The organism is Spirosoma litoris (assembly GCF_054776755.1).
The window spans coordinates 80,643-104,996 of the sequence record NZ_BAAHBI010000040.1 but is presented as its reverse complement, the minus strand read 5'-3'; the positions used below and the strand labels follow the sequence as shown (position 1 = coordinate 104,996).

The window sequence follows — 24,354 nt, the reverse complement described above, 5'->3', positions numbered from 1 at the left end:
TTAGAATTTAATATTTACACCGAACGTAAATTGCCGAACGGGCGGGTTGTTGAGGTTTATGGCAATCTGACGAGCCTGCGTTGCCGTTTCAGCGCCCTGTGAGCTTACGGTCGAACTGGCATAGCCATTGCCTTCCGGATCAACAGCCAGTTTATCACGAACCAACGGCGAATACAGAATAAGCGGATTGGTAACGTTCAGGTAGAGCCGGGCCGAGTTCATGCCCACTTTTTTAAGAAACTGCCCCGAAACCGTGTAGCCCAGGTTAATGCTTCTGATTTTAATAAACGAGCCATCATAGTAGCCCAGCGTCGAGGCAAAATACTGAACAGCTCCCCCTGCATCGGGTGCCGGGAACGCGTTGGTTGGATTGGTTTCGGTCCAGTAATCAACTTTGACCTGATTGGAGCGCGCCTGGTTGAAGAAGGCAAAACCGCCACCGCCACCCGAATTACCCGTCAGGTATGGCACCACCACTTTCATGCCCATACGAGCAAACGTAACAATCGACAGATCAAAGTTTTTGAAGTTGAACCGGTTAGTCAGACCCGCTTCAAATTTGGGTTGAAAATTGCCCAGAATCTGCCGATCAGACGGATCGATCTTGCCATCGCCGTTGACATCTTCCACCCGGATTTGACCCGGTTGCTCAACAGGTGAGGTTTGTTTGGCCAGCGTCCCATTTTCTTTGTCGGATGTTTGCCAGATACCAATCTTTTTGTAGTCGTAGATAACCGACAGGGGTTGCCCTACGAACCAGCCAGCTCCCACATTGGAAAGCTCGGTTGGCGTAGTAAGCTGCGTGATTTTTTCGCGGTTAAAATAGTAAACGGCATCCACGCTCCAGTTAAAACCTTTCGGCTGCCGGAAAATATCGACGGTCAGTGTAGTTTCCAGACCTTTGCCTTCGGTGGCTCCCAGGTTTTTCAGGGTTGAGCCGGCCCCGTTACTGGCTGGCAAGGGAACAGACAACAGAATGTCCTTCGTTTTCTGGTGATAGTAATCCACCGAACCCGTAATACGGTTATTGAGTAAGCCAAAGTCAAGGCCAATATCGACCTGTGCCGTCGACTGCCAGCCTAAATTGGCAGCTGGCAAACTAGTCACCGTATAGGCCAACTGCTGCCCTGCGGTACCAAGCCCGAAATTATAGTAACCCGCCGTTAAGGCTCCCAACGTTGAATAGGCCCCCACGTTTCGGTTACCCGACAGACCCCAGCTTCCCCGTAGTTTCAGGTTCGAAATAGCCGGAACGCTTTTCATGAACGGTTCCTCGATAATATTCCAGCCCGCACCAATGGCCGGGTAGTTAAAGTACCGGTTTGCTGGGGAGAGGGTTGACGAACCATCCCGACGCAGGGTCAAGGTCAGCAGGTAGCGGTCGTTGTAACTATAATTGACCCGCCCCATGTAGGAAAGCAGGCCTGTTTCGGAAAACGAGTTGCCGTAGTCAGAGGCAGCTACTGGTGTACCGGATGCCAGTGAGAAGTTCGATGTTTTAATGTAATCGGCTGGAACCCCCGTTATCGTAAACCGGCTACCCAGCGAGTGGTTTTTGGTGTATTCATACAGCGCAGTAGCACCCAGTTTATGTTTGCCAAACGTTTTATCATAGTATAACAAATGCTGGAGGTTTACATCCCAATATTCGGTGTTACTGATTTCGGCATTGGACGAGGACTGAACCGTAGCGGAGTTGAAGTAGGTCAGTGGGCCATTGTAGCCATTAAAATTCGACTGGCTAAAGTTCAAACCGGCATTGAACCGATAACGCAGACCAGGTAGTAGATTCACCTCGGCATACAGACTATTGAACGTCCGGATCGAACGCGTGCGATTGAAATACGAATCTTTTTTGGTGATGATCGTCAGGGGACTGATCCGGGCTGCATCAATCGAACCAACGGCCGGGAACAGGTTTACCGAACCATCGGCATTATAAGGCGATGCCAATGGAGTCAAGCTTACCAGACCGCCTGGAATACCATCACCGCCTGGTGTATTGGTGTACGTCAAGGTGTTGAGGGTATTCACTCCAACTTTAATCCGCTGGCCAATCCGCTGGTCAATGGTGGCTCGGATGTTCACCCGGGTAAAATTCTGTCCGGGAATAATGCCGGTCTCGTTGAAATAGCCTAAGCCCAGCGAATATTGGGTATTCTCAACGCCCCCCGTCATGCTCAACTGGTGGTTGGTCATGAATCCGGATTTGTAAATCAAATCCTGCCAGTCGGTCGAAACGCCGGCAGCCAGCGCATCCTGTTCTGCCTGGGTAAGCGGATAGGCCGTTGTGCCGGGAGCCGAGCGGTTATACTTGGTGGCATCGGCTTTAAACTGCGCATACTCCGGGCCATTAAAGACGTTGTATTTCCCCATGATATTGGTTACGCCATAGTAGCCATCATAACTAAATACAGGCTTGCCCACTTTTCCTCGCTTGGTAGTGACCAGAATAACCCCACCTGATCCCCGCGATCCGTAGATAGCCGTTGCCGACGCATCTTTCAGAATTTCCATATTAACAATATCATCGGGGTTAATGTCATTCAGCCCACCATACGGAATCCCATCGACAACGACCAGCGGACCATCCAGGCCATCGCCTGTACTCGGGTTGGTGCTGCTGGTCAGGGTTCGGTTACCCCGAATACGAATTTGCCCCTGCGAACCGGGTGTCGAACCGTTACTAACAATAGACACCCCGGCAGCCCGGCCTTTTAGTTGATTGACTATGTTAGAAGCAGGCACTTCTTTTAACGTAGTCTCATTCACCGAAACGACTGATCCTGTGATATCACGTTTACGTTGCACGCCATACCCCACCACGACCACTTCATTCAGTGTTTTGTCGTCGGTTGCTAACGTAACATTGATTGTCGATTGCGATCCAACGGCTACTTCTTTGCTAACGTACCCAATGAAAGAGAAAACCAGAATGGCGTTCCGGTCCGGTACACTGATTCGGTACGTACCATTGCCATCTGTTGTGGTTCCACGCTGCGTAGATTTTATCTGAATGTTGACCCCAGGCAAACCTTCGCCATTTTCAGCCACAACCCGACCAGTTACCTGAATATCCTGTGATTGCTCCAGGTTAATCTCGCCGGAGGTCTTATCCTGCTGGATACTAGCAGGCAGCCCTTCCCTTCTAATAACAATCTGCTGGCCTACTACTTCGTAGCTTAAATTAAGTGGAGCCAGAATTTGTGTCAGTACCTGCGAAAGCTGTTCATTTTTAGCCTGATAATTCACTTTTCGCTTCGACTGAATCATCTCCCGGCTAAACAGAAACTGAACGCTCGTCAGTTTTTCAATTCGTCGGATCGTCACCTCCACGTCTTCATTTTGGGCGGAGATACTGACGCGTCGACTCAAAACTTCCTGTGCTTTGCCGTCAAGGGCAAGGCAAACATGAGTTAGGGTAAGGGCAAGCAAAATTTGCAGGCTTGAAATTTTCATAATCCTGATCCAACCATTGCGATTGATGAAACGATACTGCATACATTTATGCGTTTTTGTTGTTTTTGGTAGAAATGACAAAAAAACCGTCCCTTCTCTATTTGAAGAGATAATGTGTGTATCAGACACATTTAGGGACATTCGAGCGATAGTGTTGGTAGCACTATCGCTTTTCTGTTAAAAAAGGATAGTTTTTATACCATAGGTAAAGGACTGGTTTAAAGGTTAACGGGATACTTAATTACACCCACGACTGTGGATAACAACCTGGTTATCAATAATCTCGAATGTCGATTCGATCGTTAGACAGATTAATTTGATTTTTTCTATGAAAGGGGCATCGTTGAGTTGACCCGTAAAGGTGCAGTTGGCAAGCAAGCGTCGATCATAGCGAATGGGCATATTGTAGCTGGACTCTAGCTGAGCAAACACCTCGGGTACGGGCGTAAACTCAAACGTAAATGGCTGATTGACGATGGCCGACAAGTTTTCTTTCGATGGTACGACGCTATGTTTAACTAGTTTATCGGTTTTGGTTTCTAGTCTAAGTTGTTCGTTCATTGTTAGCAGAATCGGCTTGTCAGGTGAATCGACCGGGGTAACAGAAACTTTACCTGTCTTTACGTTCACATAAGCAGCCGCTTCGTTGTCGAAAGAGCGAACCTGAAAACTGGTTCCCAGTACTTTCATTGTCAGGTTGGCGGTATAAACGATGAATGGTTTAGCCGGATTTTTACTCACTTCAAAAAAGCCCTCTCCCTGCAAATACACTTCCCGAAGCTTAGGCGCGCTTTGCTTATGAAATCGCAACTGGCTTCCCGACGACAGCACTACCGAAGAGTTATCCGGCAGCAGGACAACCAAGGGTTGCCCCGTCTCATTCTTAACAAGTTTCCAGCCCATATCCCCTGTAGGCTGCACTTCCTGCTTACTAGCCACGGCCAATAACCTGGAAAGTGGGCCACCTAATTGCCAGTACATAGTCAAGCCAACTACCGCAGCAACAGCTGCCCACCTCCCCCATTGCCAGCTAACGAGCGACTTTACAACCGTTGGGGTGTCGGGAAGCTGATTGACTAGTTCTTCTGTTTTTTCTTTTACCTGTTGATCGGAAATCGAAAGTTGCTCCCCTTGAAGCACCAGAAACGTGGCAACAGCTTCCTCATAGAGTTCCCTTTTTTCGGGATGCTGCGTTAGCCATTGTTGCCAGAATACCTGATCCTCCGACCGTCGTTCTGTGACCCAGATCCGAAAAGCGTCGTTTCCTAAAAAATCCTCAACCGTGGAAAAATTCTCGAAAGAACGGAGCATTGGTACTTTTCTTCGATTTTCATTGATAGTATGAAGAATCACCCCAACGATACCCTACTTAAAGGAAATTTTTTTGAAAAAAAATGCAACTAATTAGAAACGTATGGACAAGCCACTGATTACGAAGCTTATTGAGGGCTTTCTGCAAAAAATTAGAAACCGACTGCCGGTTAACATTCATCATTTCGGCAATCTCCGGAATGGATAAGTCTTCGTAAAAGCGTAGGTAGAGAGCCTCCCGCTCACGACCTGGTAAAGTGGCTAATTGAGTCTGTATGGTACTGATAAGCAACGTAAGAGATTCCCGTTGAATCAATAGCGTTTCCGAATCCGTTTCATCAGTTATTGAATTATCCCAATCCAGATCTTCCTGATTCAGCCGTTTCAGACTCCGTAAATACTGCATTACATGATGCCTGAGCGCTTTTAACAGATAATGCTTAACCGACTCTGTTTCATTAATCTGCAAGCGATTTTGCCAGAGTTGTAAAAATAATTCCTGAATACAGTCTTCAACTACGTCTTCATCCACCATAAACTTTAGACCATAGTGTTTCAGCGTACGGTAGTAGCGTTCAGCCAGTCGCCCCAGGGCCTTCTTATTGCCCTCACGGTATAATTGCCATAACAAATGATCGTCGGAAGTCATGAAGTTTAGGGATAAATACTTAATTCAGAATAGAAAAATCATACATACATCAACTGATAACCTTAGTTCTTTTATAGGTATCACGTTGCGCTGCGTATCCGGTTGGCGCTACGCCGTATTGCTCTTTAAACGCGACAGAAAAATTGTTTACGTTCGAATAGCCAACAGCGAAAGAAACTTCTGAAACACTTAGCCCTTTAACATGAAGTAGTTCCGCAGCCTGTTTTAGCCGAATCGTTCGTATGAGATCTCTGGTCGTTAAATTGGTTAGTTCTTTCAGTTTACGATGCAGATGCACCCGACTGATGCCTATTTCACCGGCAATCATTTCAACACTCAGCTCAGGATTGGCCAGATTCTGATTGATGATCAGATGGACTTTTTCCAGCAATTTTTCCTCGGAGGCCTTTATACTGATCTTTGAAATAAACTCTTCCTGATAGTGTTGTTCCTGTTCGTTGTTCTTTAGAATCTGTCTGTTTCTGATCAGTCCATTAATCGTTTTCAGTAAGATGTCCATGTTGAACGGTTTGGTAATGTAGGCATCTGCGCCTAACTCAAGCCCCTGAACATTAGTCGATTCCTCAGTTTTGGCCGTTAATAGCACAATGGGTATATGATTGATCAAGGGATTAGCTCTCATCTTACGGCAAAGCGTCATGCCATCCATCACGGGCATCATAACATCACTGACAACCAGGTCTGGTTTTTCTTTCAATATTCCCTTATAGGCCTCTTCACCATTGGCATAGGAGAATACGGTATACTCACCAGATAATTCGTCAATTAGGTAATTACATACCTCACTATCATCGTCGGCAATGACCACACGCTTCAATTTCCCTTTCAGCCTGGCCTCCGATGGCACTTCCATTTTGGGTTCAGGTAGGAGTTGAATGCCTTCCAAGGCTGCCATACCTGGGGCTTCGACAGCAACAACCTCCTCAACGGGTAGAACTATAGAAAAACAGCAGCCAGTAGGCTTTTTATTTTCGACCTGAATAGTCGCGCCATGCAGTTGTACCAGTTGTTTTACCAGATGAAGGCCAATGCCTGTGCCATGTTGGTTATAATCGCGGTGATCGGCTGATTGGTAGAAGCAATCAAATATCCGTTCCGTCTCGGCCTCATTAATGCATTGGCCTGAGTCTTCGATGGCCATTATCAAATCCTGACCATTTCGGTTTGGCTTTAGGGTCAGGGCTACCCGAATTGTGCCTCCAACAGGCGTAAATTTGAAGGCATTCGATAGAATATTGATGAGCACCTTATCAAAGTTCAGGGGATCAATACAGGCCAGAACCTGATCTGCCGGGAAATCTGTGACGAACTCTATCTGTTTGGTCTGGATTTGCTCTTCGAATAACTGACAGATCTCGCTCGTGAAGTGAACCATATCGACACGTTCCAACTGTAAGGCCATCTGCCCCTTTTCAATCTTACGGATGTCCATCAACTGGTTCACTAGATCCAGTAAACGTTTTGTGTTCCGACCCATAATGTCATACAAGTGCCTCCGCTCCCGATCCTGGTCCTGGCTAAGTAGCTTTTGCAGTGGGCTGACAACCAGCGTCAAAGGAGTTCGAATCTCATGAGCGATGTTGATAAAAAACTGGAGCTTGGCTTCATTAATTTCTTCCAGTCGCTGGTGAGCCAATCTTTCTTCATGAATCCGTCGCCGGTTGCGGATCATCCGATACACTAATACTGAAACGATCAGGATCAGTAGGCCATAGACAACCTTCGCCCAGATCGATGCATACCAGGCGGGGTGAATAACGATCGTTACCTGATGCTCATCCGAAATAGCTTTACTAGCTTTGGCCTTTAACCGGAACACGTAGGTACCCGGAGCCAGGTTATCGAAGCTCAACCGATTGCCCCCCGGACGCAACGCTATCCAGCTATTGTTGTTGATGGAATACAAGTAGGAAACCCGTTCGGCATCAATGAAATCCATCGTTGAAAACTCCAGTGTGAAAGAGTTATCCTGATGGGACAGGTGAAATTCACGCGCACTATTGAGCGTCGTGTCAACGACCTGATACCCACCTGATGTTGTCCCTTTACGTACTGGTTTATCGTGAATATAGAGGTCAACAATCTGTACCGCTAGCCGTTTGGCCGCAACACGAATCTCATCGGGTTTAAAATGGGTAATTCCATTGACCCCACCGAAATAAAGCTCCCGATTATCTGCCTCTATGGATGCGCCCTGGCTAAATTGATTGCCCTGTAGTCCATCAGCCGAATAGAAATTGACAAACGTATTGGTTTCCAAATCCATTCTCGACAACCCTCGGTTGGTGCTTAGCCATAAATGCCCATTATTATCCCCCCGAATGGCGGAGATCAGGCTGCTGGGTAAGCCATTGTCTATATCAAATGAGGTAATCTCCCTAGTTGAACGATTGAGTTTTTTCAACCCCTGGGATGTCCCTACCCACAAACTGCCCTTGTTATCGTCAAAGAGGGAATAGATTACGACACCCGGCAGGAGGCTATTACGATCAAAGGTGGAGACAAAATTTTCCGTATCCAGATCCAGACAGGCCAGGCCGTCGAATGTCCCAATAAACAACTTATTGTCTTTGGAGACGAGCAGGCAATTGATCCAGTTATTCGGAATTTGATTATCGGTAGACCGGTCCGGTTTACGAGGTGGCGCGTCAAAGTTTTTGACGTTTCCAGAGCGCAGGTCCATACAGAACAAGCCAGAACCCATTGTAGCCACCCACAATCTTTGCCGGGAATCCTCTTTAATACTAAAAACCCGCTGAACGTTATCGCCATGTTTATCAAGAAGACTAGGGATGGAGTAGCTTTTTCCTGTTTTCCTGTCGAATTGAACAAGACCACTTAAATAGGAACCAAGCCAGAGATTTTTCCTTGAATCCTCGTAAATGGCCATAATATTGGACGGCACAGGCCCACCCTCCGTATCGGGTTGGTAGTGGACGCTGGTGTTAGAGCCAGGCGAAAGCGCATATAAGCCATCATTGTCGGTACCTACCCAAATCGTTTTTTGCGTATCCTCAAACAAAGCCATGACCGTGCTTGAACCGATGGAGTTGCTACTAACCGATTTGTAGCCTATATATCCGAACCGGTTGGGGTTTCCCGGCAACAGCAATAGCCCCTTCTGAAAAATACCAATCCAAATGTTTCCTGCCTTGTCTTCCAGAATGGCATTCACCTTGGATTTGGAGAAATCGAAGCTGGTCACATTCGTAGTCAAATCCAGAATTTTACTGGTAGTTGGATCAACATACTTCACCCCTTTCCCAGTCGTGCCCATCAGGATCTGGTTGTTCCGATTGACGAGTAAGTCACCGATGGGCAAATCCGTACGACCATTATACGGGATAGCCATAAAGGTCTGACTGGCAGGGTCATACTGATACAGGCCACTGCTCATATTGCCAACAAACAAGCGCCCATATCGGTCCTGACAGATACTGTTTATGACATTATTTTGTACCCCTTTGGATACAAAAAAGGACTTGATGGAGCGGCCATCAAATCGATATAATCCTTTGTCTTCCGTAGATACCCATACGTTCCGATCCGTATCTTCAAAAACCCTGACAATCAGATCACTAGGAACATTCATGTGCATTTTTTGCCCAAGAAGCTGACCTTCCTTCTTCGTAAGGATGAAGAGACCACGTCCAGAAGTACCAACCAGAATATCCCCATTTTGTCGTTCACAGATACTCATTACACGTGCACTTACACTAGTTCCATCATCTAGTTTAAGGGGTATTTTATGGAAGGAATCAGTGGCCGGATCGTAATACTGCAAGCCCTTGAGCGAACCTACATACATTCTGCCAGTCTTATCCTCAGACAAGGTCTGAAGCTGGTTCGTTGAAATCCCTGTGTCATTTTTTTTATCGTGCCTGTAAACCGTGAAGGTGATTCCGTCAAATCGGTTTAAGCCGTCATCGGTTGCAATCCATAAGAAGCCACTTCGATCCTGGTGGATATCATTCACCACACTACCAGATAGACCGTTTTCGAATGTAAACATCTTACCGGATTGGGCTAGTGCGGTTAATGGACACCACAGCCAAAAAATATAAACTACGATTCTGAGAGGCATGTATTATACTTTTTATTTTGCCACCAAAACATCTGCATCGACTTAAGGTCTTAGCGCCTACGATAGCTTTAGTAAAGTTACTATTGCATCCTCCCGGATAAGCTCAGTTTAAGCTTAAAACACTCCAAAGATCAACTCATCTTACTTTCGCTTGCCAAAGATTTTCTGTAACATTTTGTCATCGGTAGAAACATTCACGATAAGAAGGATCATAGAATAACAATTGAGGACAAAAGTATATTGACATAATCCAAAACACACAAAAAGCATGTTACATGTTTAATTGCCCATGTTACATTTTATAAATTAATTTGGTTGAAGAACTACGTTTGGGAGTTTAGGGTATTCTGGGCGATGTTTTGTAGGGAGCCCTTTTCAAGATTATGGAGGATTACAGCTTTGTTCTTAAGCGTGTGTGAAACCATTACTAGTTCCGTTGGTTAATCTGCTCTACACGGCCATGCCTGAAGTGACCTGCATCATTTGATTACTTACCATTCATATGCCTCATAGTATTATCTGGATAATTACCATTTTGTCGATTGGTGGAATCATCATTCGCCCTTTAAAAATACCTGAATTTATCTGGGCGGTTACCGGGGCCACCCTCATGCTTATTCTTGGCCTGATTACCCCTGCTGAAGGTCTGTCGGGTATTGCCAAAGGAACGGATGTGTACCTATTCCTGATCGGCATGATGCTGCTGGCCGAAACGGCCCGGGAAGAAGGGCTTTTCGATTGGCTGGCAGCCCATGCAACCAGGCAGGCTAATGGATCGGCCATCCGGCTGTTTGGGCTGATTTATCTGGTAGGTGTCGTGGTTACGGCTTTTTTGTCCAATGATGCTACAGCCGTTGTGCTTACCCCAGCCGTAGCAGCCGCCGTTAAAACGGCGAAGGTTAAGAATCCACTGCCCTATTTGTTTATCTGTGCCTTCATTGCCAATGCCGCTTCGTTTGTATTGCCGATCTCTAACCCGGCCAATCTGGTTATTTACGGTACGCACATGCCTCCTTTAGTAGTCTGGTTAGGCCACTATACATTGCCCTCTGTTGTATCAGTTGCCACTACCTACGTAATCCTGCGCTTCACTCAGCGCGATGAGTTACGAGAGTCTATTGCGCAGGATATCTTCATTCCGATCCTGTCGCCGGGTGGGCGTTTAGCCATCATCGGTCTTACCATAACCGCGCTTATTCTGCTGGGGGCATCGGCGCTTGATGAACCGCTGGGTCTACCCACGGCTATAACCGGTTGTCTCACCTCCGCGCTGGTACTAATCAGGGCCAGAAAAAATCCCTGGGTGGTCATCAAAGACGTGTCCTGGGCGGTGCTGCCGCTGGTAGCGGGGCTGTTTGTACTGGTGGAAGCCCTGGCTAAGACTGGTGTTATTGAGGAGCTAACTACGCTGTTACGGACTAATACAGCCCAGTCCGTAACGGAAACAACCTGGCTGAGTGGCATCGGCGTAGCAATTGCCTGTAACCTGGTTAATAACCTACCTGCCGGATTAATTGCAGGCACAGTCGTGCAGGCTGGTCAGGTTCCCGAAGTGATTAAAAGCGCAATCCTGATCGGTGTTGATTTGGGGCCTAATCTGTCGGTTACAGGTTCGCTGGCTACGATATTATGGCTGGTTGCGCTGCGCCGGGAAGGCCAGTCGGTCAGCGCATGGGAATTTCTCAAACTGGGTGCCCTGGTAATGACGATACCATTACTTTGTACGCTGGGCGCGATCTGGCTTTATTACCGATACGTTTGACCTAATTATCTTAAGCTCCAGCTTAAGATAAATTAATTCGTTTCTCATACTGTCTTTAGACAGCGGCTATAGGTTTGCTTCGTAAATAATCAAGTCACAATTATGATACGCAGCCATCAGCTCTTATATGCCCCCTTTGGCAAAGAACATGTTTCACAATCAGACCAAAGTAGAAACTACTCCGACCTCTGCAAATGGCCAATCGTCTTCTCTTTAGGCTACGTGATCTTTTGATTGTATGCTCACGATTATGATGGCACACGCATCATGCCAGAATAACTCGCAGAAACGTGGGCATAACAGGAAACATAGTTAGGTATTTTTCTCTACAGTATTGTTGAGTAATTGCCGAAATGTGCATAAAGCTATCTCTTGATTTTCAGGAGATGGTCTATAATTAAAGCCATCCGCCTAGCCTGGTACGAAATTTACGCAATCGGAATGAGGAATCTCACCATTCATTTTACTCAACGCAAGTGCCCCATTAAAAAATGGTTAACGTATCGTCTGAACCAACTACCCGGCAACCCAGCAAAACCAGCCTGCGGGCACTGGACACCGCCAATTTCTTTTTAGCCGATGTTCGGGATGGGCTTGGTCCCTATCTGGCTATTTATTTATTGACGACGCTACATTGGCAGGCTCAGGACATCGGTATTGCCATGTCGGTAATGGGAATTGCTACTGTAGTTGCTCAGACACCGGCGGGCGCACTGGTCGACCAAACCCGACAGAAGCGCCTTTACTCAATTATTGCCTCACTTCTGATTGCCCTGGCCGCTATCATCACGATTACTGTGCCAACCTACCCGGTGATCATGGGCGGACAAGCTATTATGGGCGTAGCAGCCGCCTGGTTTGCTCCGGCAGTAGCCGCCATTACGCTTGGATTGGTTGGGCCTAAAGCCCTGGATAGACGCGTTGGTCGTAACGAAACGTTCAATCATGCCGGTAACGTATTTGCAGCCCTGCTGGCCGGATTGCTGGGTTATTATGTCAGTACAAAGGGAATTTTCCTGCTGTTGGCCGCCATGTCTATTCTGAGTAGTCTTTCAGTCTGGCGCATTCAGGAAAAAGACATTGATCATCAACTGGCCCGAGGTTGCACAGAGGAAGAGGAGCAGGCTAATGACGATAAACCTTCCGGCTGGCGGGCTGTGCTCGGCAATCGGTCCATCCTGTTTTTTGCCCTGGCCTGTGTACTTTTCCATTTTGCCAATGCTGCAATGCTGCCTCTGCTTGGTCAGCGACTGGCTCAGGGAATCAATGCGGGCGCATCGTCGGCCTACATGTCGGCCTGTATCATTGTGGCGCAGCTCGTCATGATTCCCGTTAGTTATCTAACCGGAAAACTGGCACCACAGGGACGTAAGCGTTTGCTGCTTATTGGCTTTGCTGTATTACCCATTCGGGGACTACTCTACACGCTGACCAGTGATCCAATATTACTGGTTGCCATTCAGATTCTGGACGGCGTTGGTGCAGGGATTTTTGGCGTTTTGTCTATCCTGATTGTTTCGGATCTGACGCGTGGCTCTGGACTGTTCAACACCACACAAGGGGCCATCGCCACGGCGGTTGGCTTGGGGGCTTCGCTTAGCAATGCATTTGCCGGGGCCTTGCTACAACGTACGAGCTACCACTTTGCTTTCCTAACCCTAGCCGCGCTGGCTGTTGTCGCCCTGGGCGTCTTATGGTTTTTTGTTCCGGAAACGAGTTCACAGAAAACCTAAATTCTATCTGGCAACAGGTAATCTTCTTTCTACAACTGAACTGACTACATGAAAAATCATCGACGTTATCCTCTAGTCTGTTGCCTGATAAGTTTACTTTTTGCGGCTACGCTTACCGGCTGTCTGACTTCCCGACAAACAGCGTCTACCTTAGCAAAAGTGGCTAGTGATAATTGTGTCATCGATTCCAGCGGTACATCGGGCTACGTCTTTCACCCCATTGATCTACAAATAGGTTCACCGGACGATTCGCTGCTTCGGCATCGCTACGGTGAGCGCGGCCTTCGAATGGCGCAGGCTGTAGGGCTCACCCCATTGCTGATACGTATCACGCGGCTGGAGCAGCAGCAAAATCCCGATCAGCCAGCCTCAAACGAATACCTGGCAATTCGGCAGAAAATAACCGACCAGCTTCAACTGGCCAGCTTCGATATTGCTACGGCAGTGGCCCTGGTCGACTGTGATAGTAAACGGGCTGCCTTGACGGCTACATTATTAACCCGTCAGGAGAACAGTCGGGAAAAGCGAATGACCATTAGCGCCATTACCACTGGTGCATTAACCGCCCTGATGGTTGGGTTTCTTAAACTGGGCGATCACGATGATGCTGGCGAGTGGACTGGCATTGGTGGTGGGCTGGCCGAAGCCAGTTTAGGCATCACATCGTTGTTACAAAAACCACCCAAAGCCGACTATCGTCACCTGCGCAATCCACTACGGGATATCTGGATGCCCCCAACTACGTCGACCGTTTTTCCGCCATTGGTCTGGTATTACCTCAACAAGCCTAAATCGGCGGGTACGCCCTCAGTGATTAATGGGCTACGGAGCCGATGGGACATTCTGGTCTCGCTCAACGCAGATGCCAAGCGAACCCGGAAGTCCAGTCGTAAAGAGGTTGATTATTTTGGGGATAGTGATCTCTACACGGCCGAAGACTTAACTGTCCGCTCGACAATGCTGGGGCAATTGGCCACTGAGCTTCAGTTGATGAACAATGACCTGACTATTCTGCTCAACGAGATTGTCCGCCCACCCAAAAAGTAGTAGCCTAACTACAGCTAGTACTTTGCCAAAGTAGATTCTGTCGATTCTGTCGATTCTGTCGATTCTATTGGCGGTATTTTACTGATAATCAATACCTAATCTATCAATTAGAATCAAAAGAATCTAAATTGGCCAAGTACTAGTTTTTAGGAGTAAACGCCGTTTGGGATTTTGCAGCGAGCCAACTGACCACTCGCTAACAGGTACCTTCCCTTTCAACTACAACATTGCGACTTTCGACTACATCTGTTTTCGGGCTGCTATTGAAATTTGCAGCGTCAGAATACAGAAACAATGAAACTAGAAAATAACACTATTCTTATTACGGGCGGAACAGGTGGTTTCGGCTATGAATTCGCTTCCAGGCTTAGTGCTCTAGGGAACACCGTGATTATCACCGGTAGAAATGCGGAAAAACTTCAGGAAGTAAAACGTAAACTACCGGCTGTGCATACTATACAGAGTGATGTAAGTAAGGCCGACGATATTGTCAGTTTATACGACAGGGTCATACGGGAATTTCCTGACCTGAATATCCTTATCAACAATGCGGGAGAGATGCGGAAGATTAGTCTCCATCAAAAACACGACTTGTTCGATATTACCCGTGAGATAGACATTAATTTGATCGGTCCTATCAGGATGGTACAACAGTTTCTGCCGCATCTCAAAACAAAAAAAACGGCTGCTATCCTCAATGTTACATCAGGTATTGCGCTTATGGCGTTTCCTATATCACCCATTTACAGTGCAAGCAAATCGGGGCTTCGCTCTTATACACAAGCGTTACGGGTACAACTAAAAAACACCAACATCAGCGTGATTGAGCTTGTTGCTCCCGGTTCTTCCACCGCCCTGAACGACAAATTTCGAAACGAAGACGGCTTTAGTGAGAGTGCTTTGATGGCTCCTGAAAAGATAGTCGATGCAGCTATCAAAGGAATGCAAACTGATAAAGAGGAGATTTATCCTGGTCTTGCCAAATTAATGCGGATTTTGAGCCGAGTGGCGCCCAAATTTATCATTTCGCAATCAGGTAAAATGGGAGCTTCATTTATGTATGGTCAGCAAGAACATGTATAAAATGAAAAAATCACTGCTTATCGTATTAATACTGTTCATTACTGGTACAACCTTTGCGCAAAGTGTACCTACCGATTCGATAACCGGTATATGGCTCAGCTATGGATCGGATGTAGGGCTTAAGTTTGAAATTTTCAAATCAGAAAATAACTACTTCGGGAAATTGGTGTGGGCTTCAACCATGTTCGAAGCAGATGGAAAAACGGCTAAAAAAGACGTTAATAATCCGGACCCAAAACTACGTAGCCGATCCAGACAAAACATCGTTAACGTTACCAATCTTTCGTATGACGATGGTGAATACACGGGCGGAAAATTGTACAACCCGGATGATGGGAGAACGTACAGTCTAAAGGCAAAATTAAAAAGCGTCAATCAATTGGAATTTCGCGGCTATGTAGGAATTTCCCTCTTGGGGCAGACGATGAAATTCAAACGAGTTCAATAAACCGTAAAACCAGTTAACCGATGAAAATCATAAGCATACTACTTATTTTAGTTTCAGCATTCCTGAGCATCAAACACGGTTGGGATGCCTTCCAGCCTGCCAACGCAGAACAAACCAAAATGATGGCTGATTTAGGCATCAGTAAAGCCATTATGCCGTTTTTCGGCATATTATCCATCGTTATCGGATTGATGTTGCTTTTTCCGCAAACCTTTTTTATCAGTAATCTACTAAATGCAGTAACCATTGTCCTGATTATGGCTTTGTCGCTGCGAGCGGGCAATACAACAATGGCGTTGATGGAAATTCCGTTTCTCGCCATGCCGCTGGTTTTGATTTGGTTAAAGTATCCGTTTAAATTTTGAAACCGCTTTGTACCATGGCAACGCCGAAACCGTACCGAATAGAATCCATAACCCAAATACATCGGTTGATGGGCCTCCCCCAACCCCATCATCCTTTGATCGGTATGATCGATCTGAAAGACCTTAAAGCGGCCCCAGCTGTCAATGCCGTTATTTTTGATCTGTATGTGGTTTCGCTGAAACGAGGTTGCGATAAACTGCTGTATGGGCAGCAGAAATACGATTTTGATGAGGGTTTGATGGCGTTCATGGCTCCCGGCCAGATTCTACGGGGTGAGGAAGGGGGTGTGCCGCATCAGCTCGAAGGCTGGATGCTGTTTATTCACCCCGACTTTTTGTGGAATACGTCCCTGTCCAGAAAAATAAAACAGTACGAATACTTTGGCTATTCTGCCCACGAGGCTCTGTTTCTGTCCGACAAGGAAGAAACCCTCATCAACGGCATTATCGATACCATCAAACATGAGTACAATGCCAATATCGATAAATTCAGTCAGGACGTAATCGTTGCTCATCTGGAGGTGCTTTTCACCTATGCACAGCGGTTTTACGAGCGCCAGTTTATCACCCGAAAAATAACCAACAGTAAGCTATTAGAACGGTTAGACGATATGCTGACGAATTACTTCAATGGGGAGGACTTGATTTCCAACGGACTTCCCACGGTTCAGCAGATTGCCAAAACGCTGAATGTTTCTACCAAATATTTGAGCAGTTTACTCAAGCAACTCACTGGACAAACTACGCAGCAACTCATCCACGAAAAACTGATCCAAAAAGCCAAAGAGCGCCTGTCAACCACGGAATTGTCTGTCAGCGAGATTGCGTTTGAATTAGGTTTCGAGCATTCGCAGTCATTCAATAAATTATTCAAAGCCAAGACCAACCAGAGTCCGCTGGAGTTTAGAGCTTCGTTTAACTGAATAATCTTAAAGGGTTTACTTGAATGCAGTACACAGGTTCTGTTTATTACTGTTTAGATTGGTGTAGCTTTCTAATTACTAAACAGCTTTAAGATGTGTCCTATCTCTGTAGCCGTCAGCGGCAATGTTAATAGGAAGTTTGGTTGATATACGAGTATGGCGAATGACAGCGATGTCTTTGAGTTTTGGGAATCTGCCTTTATCGAAAAACAGACGATGTGGGGCTTTGAGCATTAGTCAACCAATCCTAAAACCGTTGTAGCCAATGTCAGACAACAACCCCGATACGCCAGCCCCATGTACGATTACGATACACATGGTATCAAGCCTCGACGGATTTGTGGCGAAAAAAGACAACAGCGTTTCCTGGTTCGAGACGCCTGATTACTACGAAAAAGGCGTAGAACTGACCGAACAGGCTACTCAGGAATTTCTTAAAACAATCGACTGCTATGTCATGGGGTCGCGCACCTACGAGCACGCGCTGGAACTGTCAAAAACATACGGGTGGGCCTACGGCGACGTACCAACCATTGTCGTCACGCAGCGAAACCTACCAATCGACAGACCAACCGTTGAAACGTATTCGGGCGATCTGCACAACCTGGTGAATCAACGTCTGAAACCAAATTACAAGACTGTCTGGGTGGTAGGCGGTCCCGCGCTTGCTACAGCGTTTATCCGGTTAAAACTAGCGGACGAACTAAGGCTATCCATTTTGCCCATTACGCTAGGCGACGGAATCCGTTTTTTCGAGCAGATGCCTCAGGAACAACCCTTGCATCTTAAAGACGTGACAGCCTACAAAAGCGGCATGGTAGAGCTACGTTACGAATTAACCCAATAGCACTCTTTGACCATTCCTGTGTTTATTTTTTTCCAGAACGATTTGGATAGATTATGTAGCCAATATTATCTTTGCCACTAAGATATTTAGCAACAAAGATAGTTATGGATCATGACGCGGTAAGAAGGCTCAGCCAACACTATGCATACACCTCTATTCAGATGCACGAAGCTGTTGCCCGAAAAGCAGGGCTTCCAGGGACTGACCATAAGTATTTGGGATTTCTCCTGCAAAAGGGGCAGATGACAGCGGGCGAACTATCCAGTTTAACCGGCCTGACAACAGGTGCCGTTACGGGTTTGATCGACCGGTTTGAGAAGAAAGGCCTCGTTCAACGACTATTTGCGGAAGACGACCGACGGAAGGTGATCATCGTGCCCAACACGGAGAACATAATGACGCTTATCGCACCGCTTTACAAGGAATTCCGGAGCAAATCAGCAGAGCTACTTGCTTCATTCTCTGATGAGGAAATCAACGTCATCGCCACCTACTTGTCAAAGGCCATCGACATCATGACCGCAACCACAACTACACTCAACGAAAAATAGACATGAAAACCACGAGCCCTTACCTACTTGACTTTCAGCACATTGATAAAACAAAGCTTACCCTGGTCGGCGGAAAAGGCGCGAATCTGGGGGAGCTTTCCAGGATTGAAGGAATCCACGTACCGGATGGTTTTTGTATTTCTACCGAAGCATTTAAACGGGTTGTCGGAGAAACGTTGTCGATTAACGAATTACTGGATCAGTTGTCGCTACTGACAATAGAAGACCGGGATAAAATCGCAGAATTGAGTGGTGAGATTCGTAGGATTATCGAAGGGATCGCCATTCCTCAGGATATTACTGACGAAATCACTAGTCACCTCGCCAGCCTTGGTGAAGAAAATGCCTACGCGGTACGATCCAGCGCAACAGCAGAAGATTTACCAACAGCCTCGTTTGCAGGCCAACAGGATACATACCTGAACATTATCGGGAAAGAGGCAATTCTGGCGCACATCAGCAAGTGCTGGGCATCGTTGTTTACCGAGCGGGCGATCATTTACCGTCTTCAAAACAACTTCGATCATCGTAAAGTCCAGTTGGCGGTAGTGGTGCAGAAAATGGTTTCCCCACAAGTGGCAGGTATTCTATTTACAGCCGACCCTGTCACGTCTAACCGGAACGTGTTATCCATTGATGCCAGTTTCGGGCTTGGCGAAGCATTAGTCTCCGGTCTGGTAAATGCGGATACCTATAAAGTGCGCAACGGCCAGGTTATCGATAAGCGAATAGCCACCAAGAAACTGGCTATTTATGCGTTAAACGAGGGTGGCACAACCCAACAGACGCTTCCATCTGAACAGCAGAATACGCAGGCACTGACAGATGAGCAGATTATACATCTTGCCGCTATGAGCAGAACAATTGAAGCTCATTTCGGCAGCCCCCAGGACATTGAATGGTGTCTGGCCGATAACACGTTTTATATTGTCCAGAGTCGACCCATCACTACGCTATTCCCGATCCCTCAAGCAAATGACTCCGAACCGCATGTCTATGTATCGGTCGGTCATCAGCAAATGATGACCGACGCCATGAAACCATTGGGTTTGTCGTTATGGCAGTTGACGGCGGCCCGCCCTATGTATGTAGCTGGCGGACGCTTGTTTGTTGATGTCACGCAAATGGTAACGTCCGCTGAGGGTCGGGAAATTTTGTTCAATGTCCTGGGCAAATCCGATCCGCTCGTAAAAGACGCCCTCATGACCCTTTTGGAGCGGGGAGATATGTTTCCTTCCTTACCACCCGATCAGCCGAAACAGAGTGCTGGTAAACCCAATACTGATAAGTCGTCGGCCGATTTTAAAACCCTAAAAGAATATGATCCGGCCATTGTTTCTGAGCTGATTACACAGAGTCAAGCCTCGATAGCCGAGTTAAAACGGGCCATTCAGACAAAATCAGGACCGGATGTAATTGATTTTATTCTGGATGATAAAGATCAGTTAAGACAGAGTTTAGCTGATTCCCAGAGCTTTGGTGTGATTATGACGGCCATGAATGCCGCATCCTGGATCAATGACCACATGGAGGAATGGTTGGGCGAAAAAAATGCAGCCGATACGCTTTCTCAATCCGTCCCAAACAACATTACGTCGGAGATGGGCCTCGCGCTCCTGGATGTCGCCGATGTGATTCGTCCTTACCCGGCTGTCATTGCTCATTTACAGACTGCAAAAGAGGATAACGCATTGGATGACCTGGTTACGATTCAGGGCGGGCAGCAGGCCCGAGATGCTATCGACGCTTTTCTAGCCAAATACGGCATGCGTTGCGCCGGAGAAATCGACATTACGAAAACTCGTTGGAGCGAAAAACCAACGACACTTATCCCACTGATTCTTAGCAACATCAAAAACTTCGCACCGAATGCCGCTACTCAAAAATTTGAGCAGGGGCGACAGGAAGCGTTAAAAAAAGAACAGGAATTGCTTGCGCGATTGGCCCAATTACCGGATGGCAAACAAAAAGCTGAAGAAACCAAACGAAAGATCGACCTGATTCGGAATTTTGCCGGTTATCGCGAATACCCGAAATACGCCATGGTGAATCGCTATTTCATCTATAAACAGGCGTTACTGAAAGAAGCCGAACAGCTTGTACAAGCCCATGTGATTCAGTCGCCAGACGATATCTACTACCTTACGCTTGAGGAACTTCGCGACGTAGTACGCACGCATCAACTGGATTATCAACTCATTAGGCAGCGAAAAGACGAGTTCAAATCCTACGAAAAACTAACTCCTCCCCGCGTGGTTACGTCAGACGGGGAAGTCCTCTCAGGGGCCTACAAACGGGAAAATCTACCCGCCAACGCGATTGCCGGTCTGGCTGTGTCTTCTGGCGTCATTGAGGGACGAGCCCGTGTCATCTTAACCATGGAGGCCGCCAATCTGGAAGACGGTGATATAGTAGTGACCACCTTCACCGACCCTAGCTGGACACCCTTATTTGTCTCCATCAAAGGCCTGGTCACCGAAGTGGGCGGACTGATGACCCACGGCGCCGTCATCGCCCGTGAATATGGCCTACCCGCCGTTGTCAGCGTAGAAAATGCGACCAAGCTAATCAAAGATGGTCAACGCATTCGCGTGAATGGAACGGAGGGGTATGTGGAGATTTTGTGAATGGCCCGCCATTTGAACACAGCCTTCCGCCATTTGGATACGTTCCACTCGTTACGGGTGCTGACCTTTGTGTTAGAAACGTAACCAGCGTAAACTATGAACGTAACCCTTATCACCGGAGCATCGGGCGGCATTGGCGAAGCCCTTGCCCACAAACTGGCCGAACGAAAACAAAACCTATTGCTCATCGCCCGGAGTGCGGATAAGCTAGCCAACTTATGCACTGAGCTGACCCAGAAATTTGGCATACAAGCCCAGTACATTGCCGCCGATTTAATGAAACCCGACGCTGCGGCAGCGATTTTCGCGGAAACAACGAAACGGGGCCTTACCGTCGACTGGCTCATCAACAATGCCGGAATCGGCTCTGGTGGCGAGTTTGTTGAGTTGCCCTTACAAGGCGAACTCGCTATGATGCAACTCAATATGGGTTCGCTAGTGGCACTGACGCATTATTTTCTACCAACCATGTATGCCCGAAAAAGCGGCACGATCATCAATGTAGCCTCAATGGCCGCATTTATACCTTCTCCGTACATGGCGGTTTATGCCGCGACCAAAGTATTTGTCCGTTCATTTACCGAAGCTATTTATGAAGAGTGTAAGCCCTACAATGTACGGGTGATATTGCTTTGCCCCGGCCTGACCAAAACCAACTTTATGGATGCAGCAGGTATCGCCAACGCCACCGGCAAAGCCCTGACCGATGGCGCACCCTTACAAACACCGGATCAGGTAGCTCATGAAGCCCTGAAAGGCATAGATGCCGGAAAACGGATGGTTGTATCCGGCGCAACTAATAAGTTTATGGCGAAAATGGCAGCGTTGGCACCCAATTCGTTTTCAGCTAGTTATATAGCAAAATCGTATCGGAGCAGGCTTAAAAATGAATAATGGGTAATCTGACCCAGCAAGGGTCGAATGTTTATAGAATAAATCATTGATTAGTAGAGGCATGCCGAAGGTATGCTACTAAGATTGCCAATATGACGTTGCATACCTTCGGCATGCGGCCCAGACGTACTCTTCTATGTGCTACAAACATTTGATACCTAACGGCATCATTAAGTCATTTTCCATTGTTCATTATCCATTACTGATCAACTTACCCATATGGAAATCCACCTTCAATCCGTAGCCCAACAGCATCAGTTGATTGGGATTGGGAAGCCCAAACATCCGCTGTTCAGCGTGCTTCGGTTTGATGATTTCCCGAAAATTGAAAGCGAAAACCGGGTGAAACTCCTCTCCGATTGCTACCAGATTACGCTCAAAAAGGACTGCCCCTGTAAATTGAAATATGGGCAAACCCACTATGATTTCGACGAAGGGGTGATGTCCTTCTTTTCGCCAAAGCAAGTGACGATATTGGAACCCGGTGATGTATTGCCACCATCGGGTTGGTTGCTGGTTATCCATCCCGATTTTCTGCAAACGTATCCTATCAATCAAAAAATAAAGGCGTATGGCTTCTTTGATTATGCTGTAAACGAAGCCCTGATTCTGAGTGAAGATGAAGAAGCCTCCATCGATGGCATTTTTCGTCAACTCGAAAAAGAATATCAGTTGCCCATCGACACGTTTAGTCAGGATGTGCTGGTCGCCAATATCGATCTGTTGCTTACCCTTTGTAATCGCTATTACAACCGGCAGTTCATCACGCGCAAACCCACGAATCAAACCCTGTTGAGCAAAGTAGACAAACTATTGACCGATTATCTGGAAGCGCACGGAGGAGCCGAAAAAGGCTTACCAACCGCCACGTTTATAGCTGCCCAACTTAACCTATCCCCCAAGTATTTAAGCGATCTGCTTCGGCAACTCACTGGCCGAAGTATCCAGCAACACATCCACGACAAGTTGATTGAAAAGGCCAAAGAACAACTGGCCACAACTACGTTATCGGTCAGCGAAATCGCCTACGCTTTGGGTTTCGATTATCCTCAATCGTTCAACAAACTTTTCAAGAACAAAACGAATACCTCCCCGCTGGCATATCGGCAGTCGTTTAACTGATGTATAGAACGCTGATTTTTATGATGTCCATAATAAGGTTATGATCTAATCATGAATTATCAGAGAAAATCATAAAAATCAGCGTTCTATTCACACTGCTGCCCATCCAGCCGAAAATACCGGACAGATACGGGCATCGCGGCTGTAGAATCGACAAAGCCTTTCAGGGCAAATAAGCCGATGTATTTTGGAGCCATTCCGAATTGATAGGTGGTTATTTCCTTAAACGAGAAATTATCGACAGGGCTAACCGAATATAATAGTCGGAATTTCTCAGCCTGCTTTTCGATTCGAAACGCAAGGTTTTTCAGGTTGGTGGCAGCGATACGTCGATCATTGGCGTTGGCTAGTGGAAACAAGGGCTGATGAACGAACTCTTCCAGATTTTTATCGCCTTTTCCGTAAGAAGCAATGGCTTGAATAAGAATTTCGCCGGGTTTGTTGTAGCCGCCAAAATAATCGTTGTAAGAGAGCGATAGCCGAATACTTTTCCCTGTAAACAACGTGTCTTCCAGCAACAAAAGTCCCGCCTGTTGCCAGTTTCCACTGGGTACGAAATCCGAAAAGTGAACCTCCGTTCGGAAACAATCCGTCTGAATTTCACGCAATAGCAGATTTTGCACGCGGGGCGTTTCGCCCGTTTTGGGCCAGTTATCCCCCTTGAGTGTGAATAACGTCAGACGCCCCGGTTGTTCTGTCCGCCGATTCCAGTACTGATCGTTTTTACCCTGAAGAAACCAACCGTTTTTAGATAGAGAGACATCATCTGTCACCTGAAAATCATCCTGAATCTGCTTAACGGATGATTGCCGAAAAAACAGAAACCCACCAATTACTACCACTAAAAAACTGCCCGCAACGACAGCGAGCCAATGTTTCTTTTGGGGAACATTGATGGCTACTTCAGGCCTGGGCCGCATAATCACCTGTTCCCGATAACGGAACCAGTACGGAAAATGCTCTTCCAGCTTTTTTCGCTCGGCTTCTGTAGTGACTGGTGCATTGAGCACGTAACGCGCCAGCGTATCGAGCGTAGCCATCGACGGATTTTCCTGCTTATCTGGCGAGGGGTTAAGTACGAAAGCGGCATAGTTTTTCACGCTCCGCCAACCGATCACCAGTCCGGTATTTTCTTCTATTTCGGTGCTTAGGTGTTTGCTTTCTGGCTCAGAAAGGGGACTATTCAATGGATGGCCAAAGCACTTCATGACTACCGCATTGACTAAATCGGCAAACGCCCTCCGGTCAAATTCATCCATATGGTTATGGTATCTGGCGCGAGTATTTACTCGTGCCTTTTAATCTAGCCAGTATTCACTGCCCGTTTATTGACTCGCGTCAGCGAATGCTGACTAAATTAAGAGACACGAGTAAATACTCGCGCCAGTACACAACCTACGGTATTCACAATTCCGTGACGTTTCCGCC

The 24,354-nt window shown here is 47.0% G+C and carries 17 protein-coding genes; 12 read left to right on the top strand and 5 right to left on the bottom strand.

What is annotated here, in order from left to right:
* The 4 genes from ACYVGR_RS24925 to ACYVGR_RS24910 form a co-directional block, all read right to left on the bottom strand.
* The gene (locus tag ACYVGR_RS24925; RefSeq protein ID WP_460961912.1) at positions 1-3,459 is read right to left on the bottom strand and encodes a TonB-dependent receptor; all 3,459 of its coding nucleotides are present in this window, start codon (positions 3,457-3,459) and stop codon (positions 1-3) included.
* A 237-nt stretch (positions 3,460-3,696) separates the two neighbouring features.
* Complete coding sequence (locus tag ACYVGR_RS24920) at positions 3,697-4,770, bottom strand: FecR family protein (protein WP_460961869.1); 1,074 nt, start codon at positions 4,768-4,770, stop codon at positions 3,697-3,699.
* Positions 4,771-4,828: 58 nt separating this feature from the next.
* A complete protein-coding gene (locus tag ACYVGR_RS24915) occupies positions 4,829-5,419 on the bottom strand; it encodes an RNA polymerase sigma factor (RefSeq protein ID WP_460961867.1) in 591 nt (196 codons plus the stop codon).
* 49 nt (positions 5,420-5,468) lie between these two features.
* Positions 5,469-9,452: a hybrid sensor histidine kinase/response regulator transcription factor gene (locus ACYVGR_RS24910; protein ID WP_460961865.1), complete on the bottom strand. Its 3,984-nt coding sequence runs from the start codon at positions 9,450-9,452 to the stop codon at positions 5,469-5,471.
* A gap of 574 nt (positions 9,453-10,026) precedes the next feature.
* On the opposite strand from ACYVGR_RS24910, the gene ACYVGR_RS24905 reads away from it, so the two are divergent.
* The 12 genes from ACYVGR_RS24905 (at position 10,027) to ACYVGR_RS24850 (ending at position 22,926) form a co-directional block, all read left to right on the top strand.
* Positions 10,027-11,286 carry an arsenic transporter gene (locus tag ACYVGR_RS24905; RefSeq protein WP_460961863.1) on the top strand — a complete coding sequence of 420 codons (1,260 nt, stop codon included), beginning with the start codon at positions 10,027-10,029 and terminating at the stop codon, positions 11,284-11,286.
* A gap of 491 nt (positions 11,287-11,777) precedes the next feature.
* Positions 11,778-13,019: an MFS transporter gene (locus ACYVGR_RS24900; protein ID WP_460961861.1), complete on the top strand. Its 1,242-nt coding sequence runs from the start codon at positions 11,778-11,780 to the stop codon at positions 13,017-13,019.
* Between the two features lie 48 nt (positions 13,020-13,067).
* Positions 13,068-14,066 (top strand): hypothetical protein, encoded by a 999-nt coding sequence (locus tag ACYVGR_RS24895; protein ID WP_460961859.1) that lies wholly within the window; start codon positions 13,068-13,070, stop codon positions 14,064-14,066.
* A gap of 294 nt (positions 14,067-14,360) precedes the next feature.
* Positions 14,361-15,149, top strand: coding sequence for an SDR family oxidoreductase (locus tag ACYVGR_RS24890; protein WP_460961857.1), 789 nt, complete (start codon positions 14,361-14,363; stop codon positions 15,147-15,149).
* Position 15,150: 1 nt separating this feature from the next.
* A complete protein-coding gene (locus tag ACYVGR_RS24885) occupies positions 15,151-15,597 on the top strand; it encodes a DUF2147 domain-containing protein (RefSeq protein WP_460961855.1) in 447 nt (148 codons plus the stop codon).
* 20 nt (positions 15,598-15,617) lie between these two features.
* On the top strand, positions 15,618-15,962 hold the full coding sequence (locus ACYVGR_RS24880; RefSeq protein WP_460961853.1) for a hypothetical protein: 345 nt from the start codon (positions 15,618-15,620) through the stop codon (positions 15,960-15,962).
* A 14-nt stretch (positions 15,963-15,976) separates the two neighbouring features.
* Complete coding sequence (locus ACYVGR_RS24875; protein ID WP_460961851.1) at positions 15,977-16,885, top strand: helix-turn-helix domain-containing protein; 909 nt, start codon at positions 15,977-15,979, stop codon at positions 16,883-16,885.
* A 265-nt stretch (positions 16,886-17,150) separates the two neighbouring features.
* Complete coding sequence (locus tag ACYVGR_RS24870; protein WP_460961849.1) at positions 17,151-17,732, top strand: dihydrofolate reductase family protein; 582 nt, start codon at positions 17,151-17,153, stop codon at positions 17,730-17,732.
* 104 nt (positions 17,733-17,836) lie between these two features.
* Complete coding sequence (locus ACYVGR_RS24865) at positions 17,837-18,283, top strand: MarR family winged helix-turn-helix transcriptional regulator (RefSeq protein WP_460961847.1); 447 nt, start codon at positions 17,837-17,839, stop codon at positions 18,281-18,283.
* A 2-nt stretch (positions 18,284-18,285) separates the two neighbouring features.
* Positions 18,286-20,910 carry a phosphoenolpyruvate synthase gene (ppsA, locus tag ACYVGR_RS24860; protein ID WP_460961845.1) on the top strand — a complete coding sequence of 875 codons (2,625 nt, stop codon included), beginning with the start codon at positions 18,286-18,288 and terminating at the stop codon, positions 20,908-20,910.
* Positions 20,911-21,006: 96 nt separating this feature from the next.
* The gene (locus ACYVGR_RS24855; RefSeq protein ID WP_460961843.1) at positions 21,007-21,804 is read left to right on the top strand and encodes an SDR family NAD(P)-dependent oxidoreductase; all 798 of its coding nucleotides are present in this window, start codon (positions 21,007-21,009) and stop codon (positions 21,802-21,804) included.
* 219 nt (positions 21,805-22,023) lie between these two features.
* Positions 22,024-22,926, top strand: coding sequence for a helix-turn-helix domain-containing protein (locus ACYVGR_RS24850; protein ID WP_460961841.1), 903 nt, complete (start codon positions 22,024-22,026; stop codon positions 22,924-22,926).
* 86 nt (positions 22,927-23,012) lie between these two features.
* On the opposite strand, the gene ACYVGR_RS24845 is transcribed toward ACYVGR_RS24850, so the two are convergent.
* Positions 23,013-24,185 (bottom strand): hypothetical protein, encoded by a 1,173-nt coding sequence (locus ACYVGR_RS24845; RefSeq protein WP_460961839.1) that lies wholly within the window; start codon positions 24,183-24,185, stop codon positions 23,013-23,015.
* Positions 24,186-24,354 lie beyond the last annotated feature (169 nt).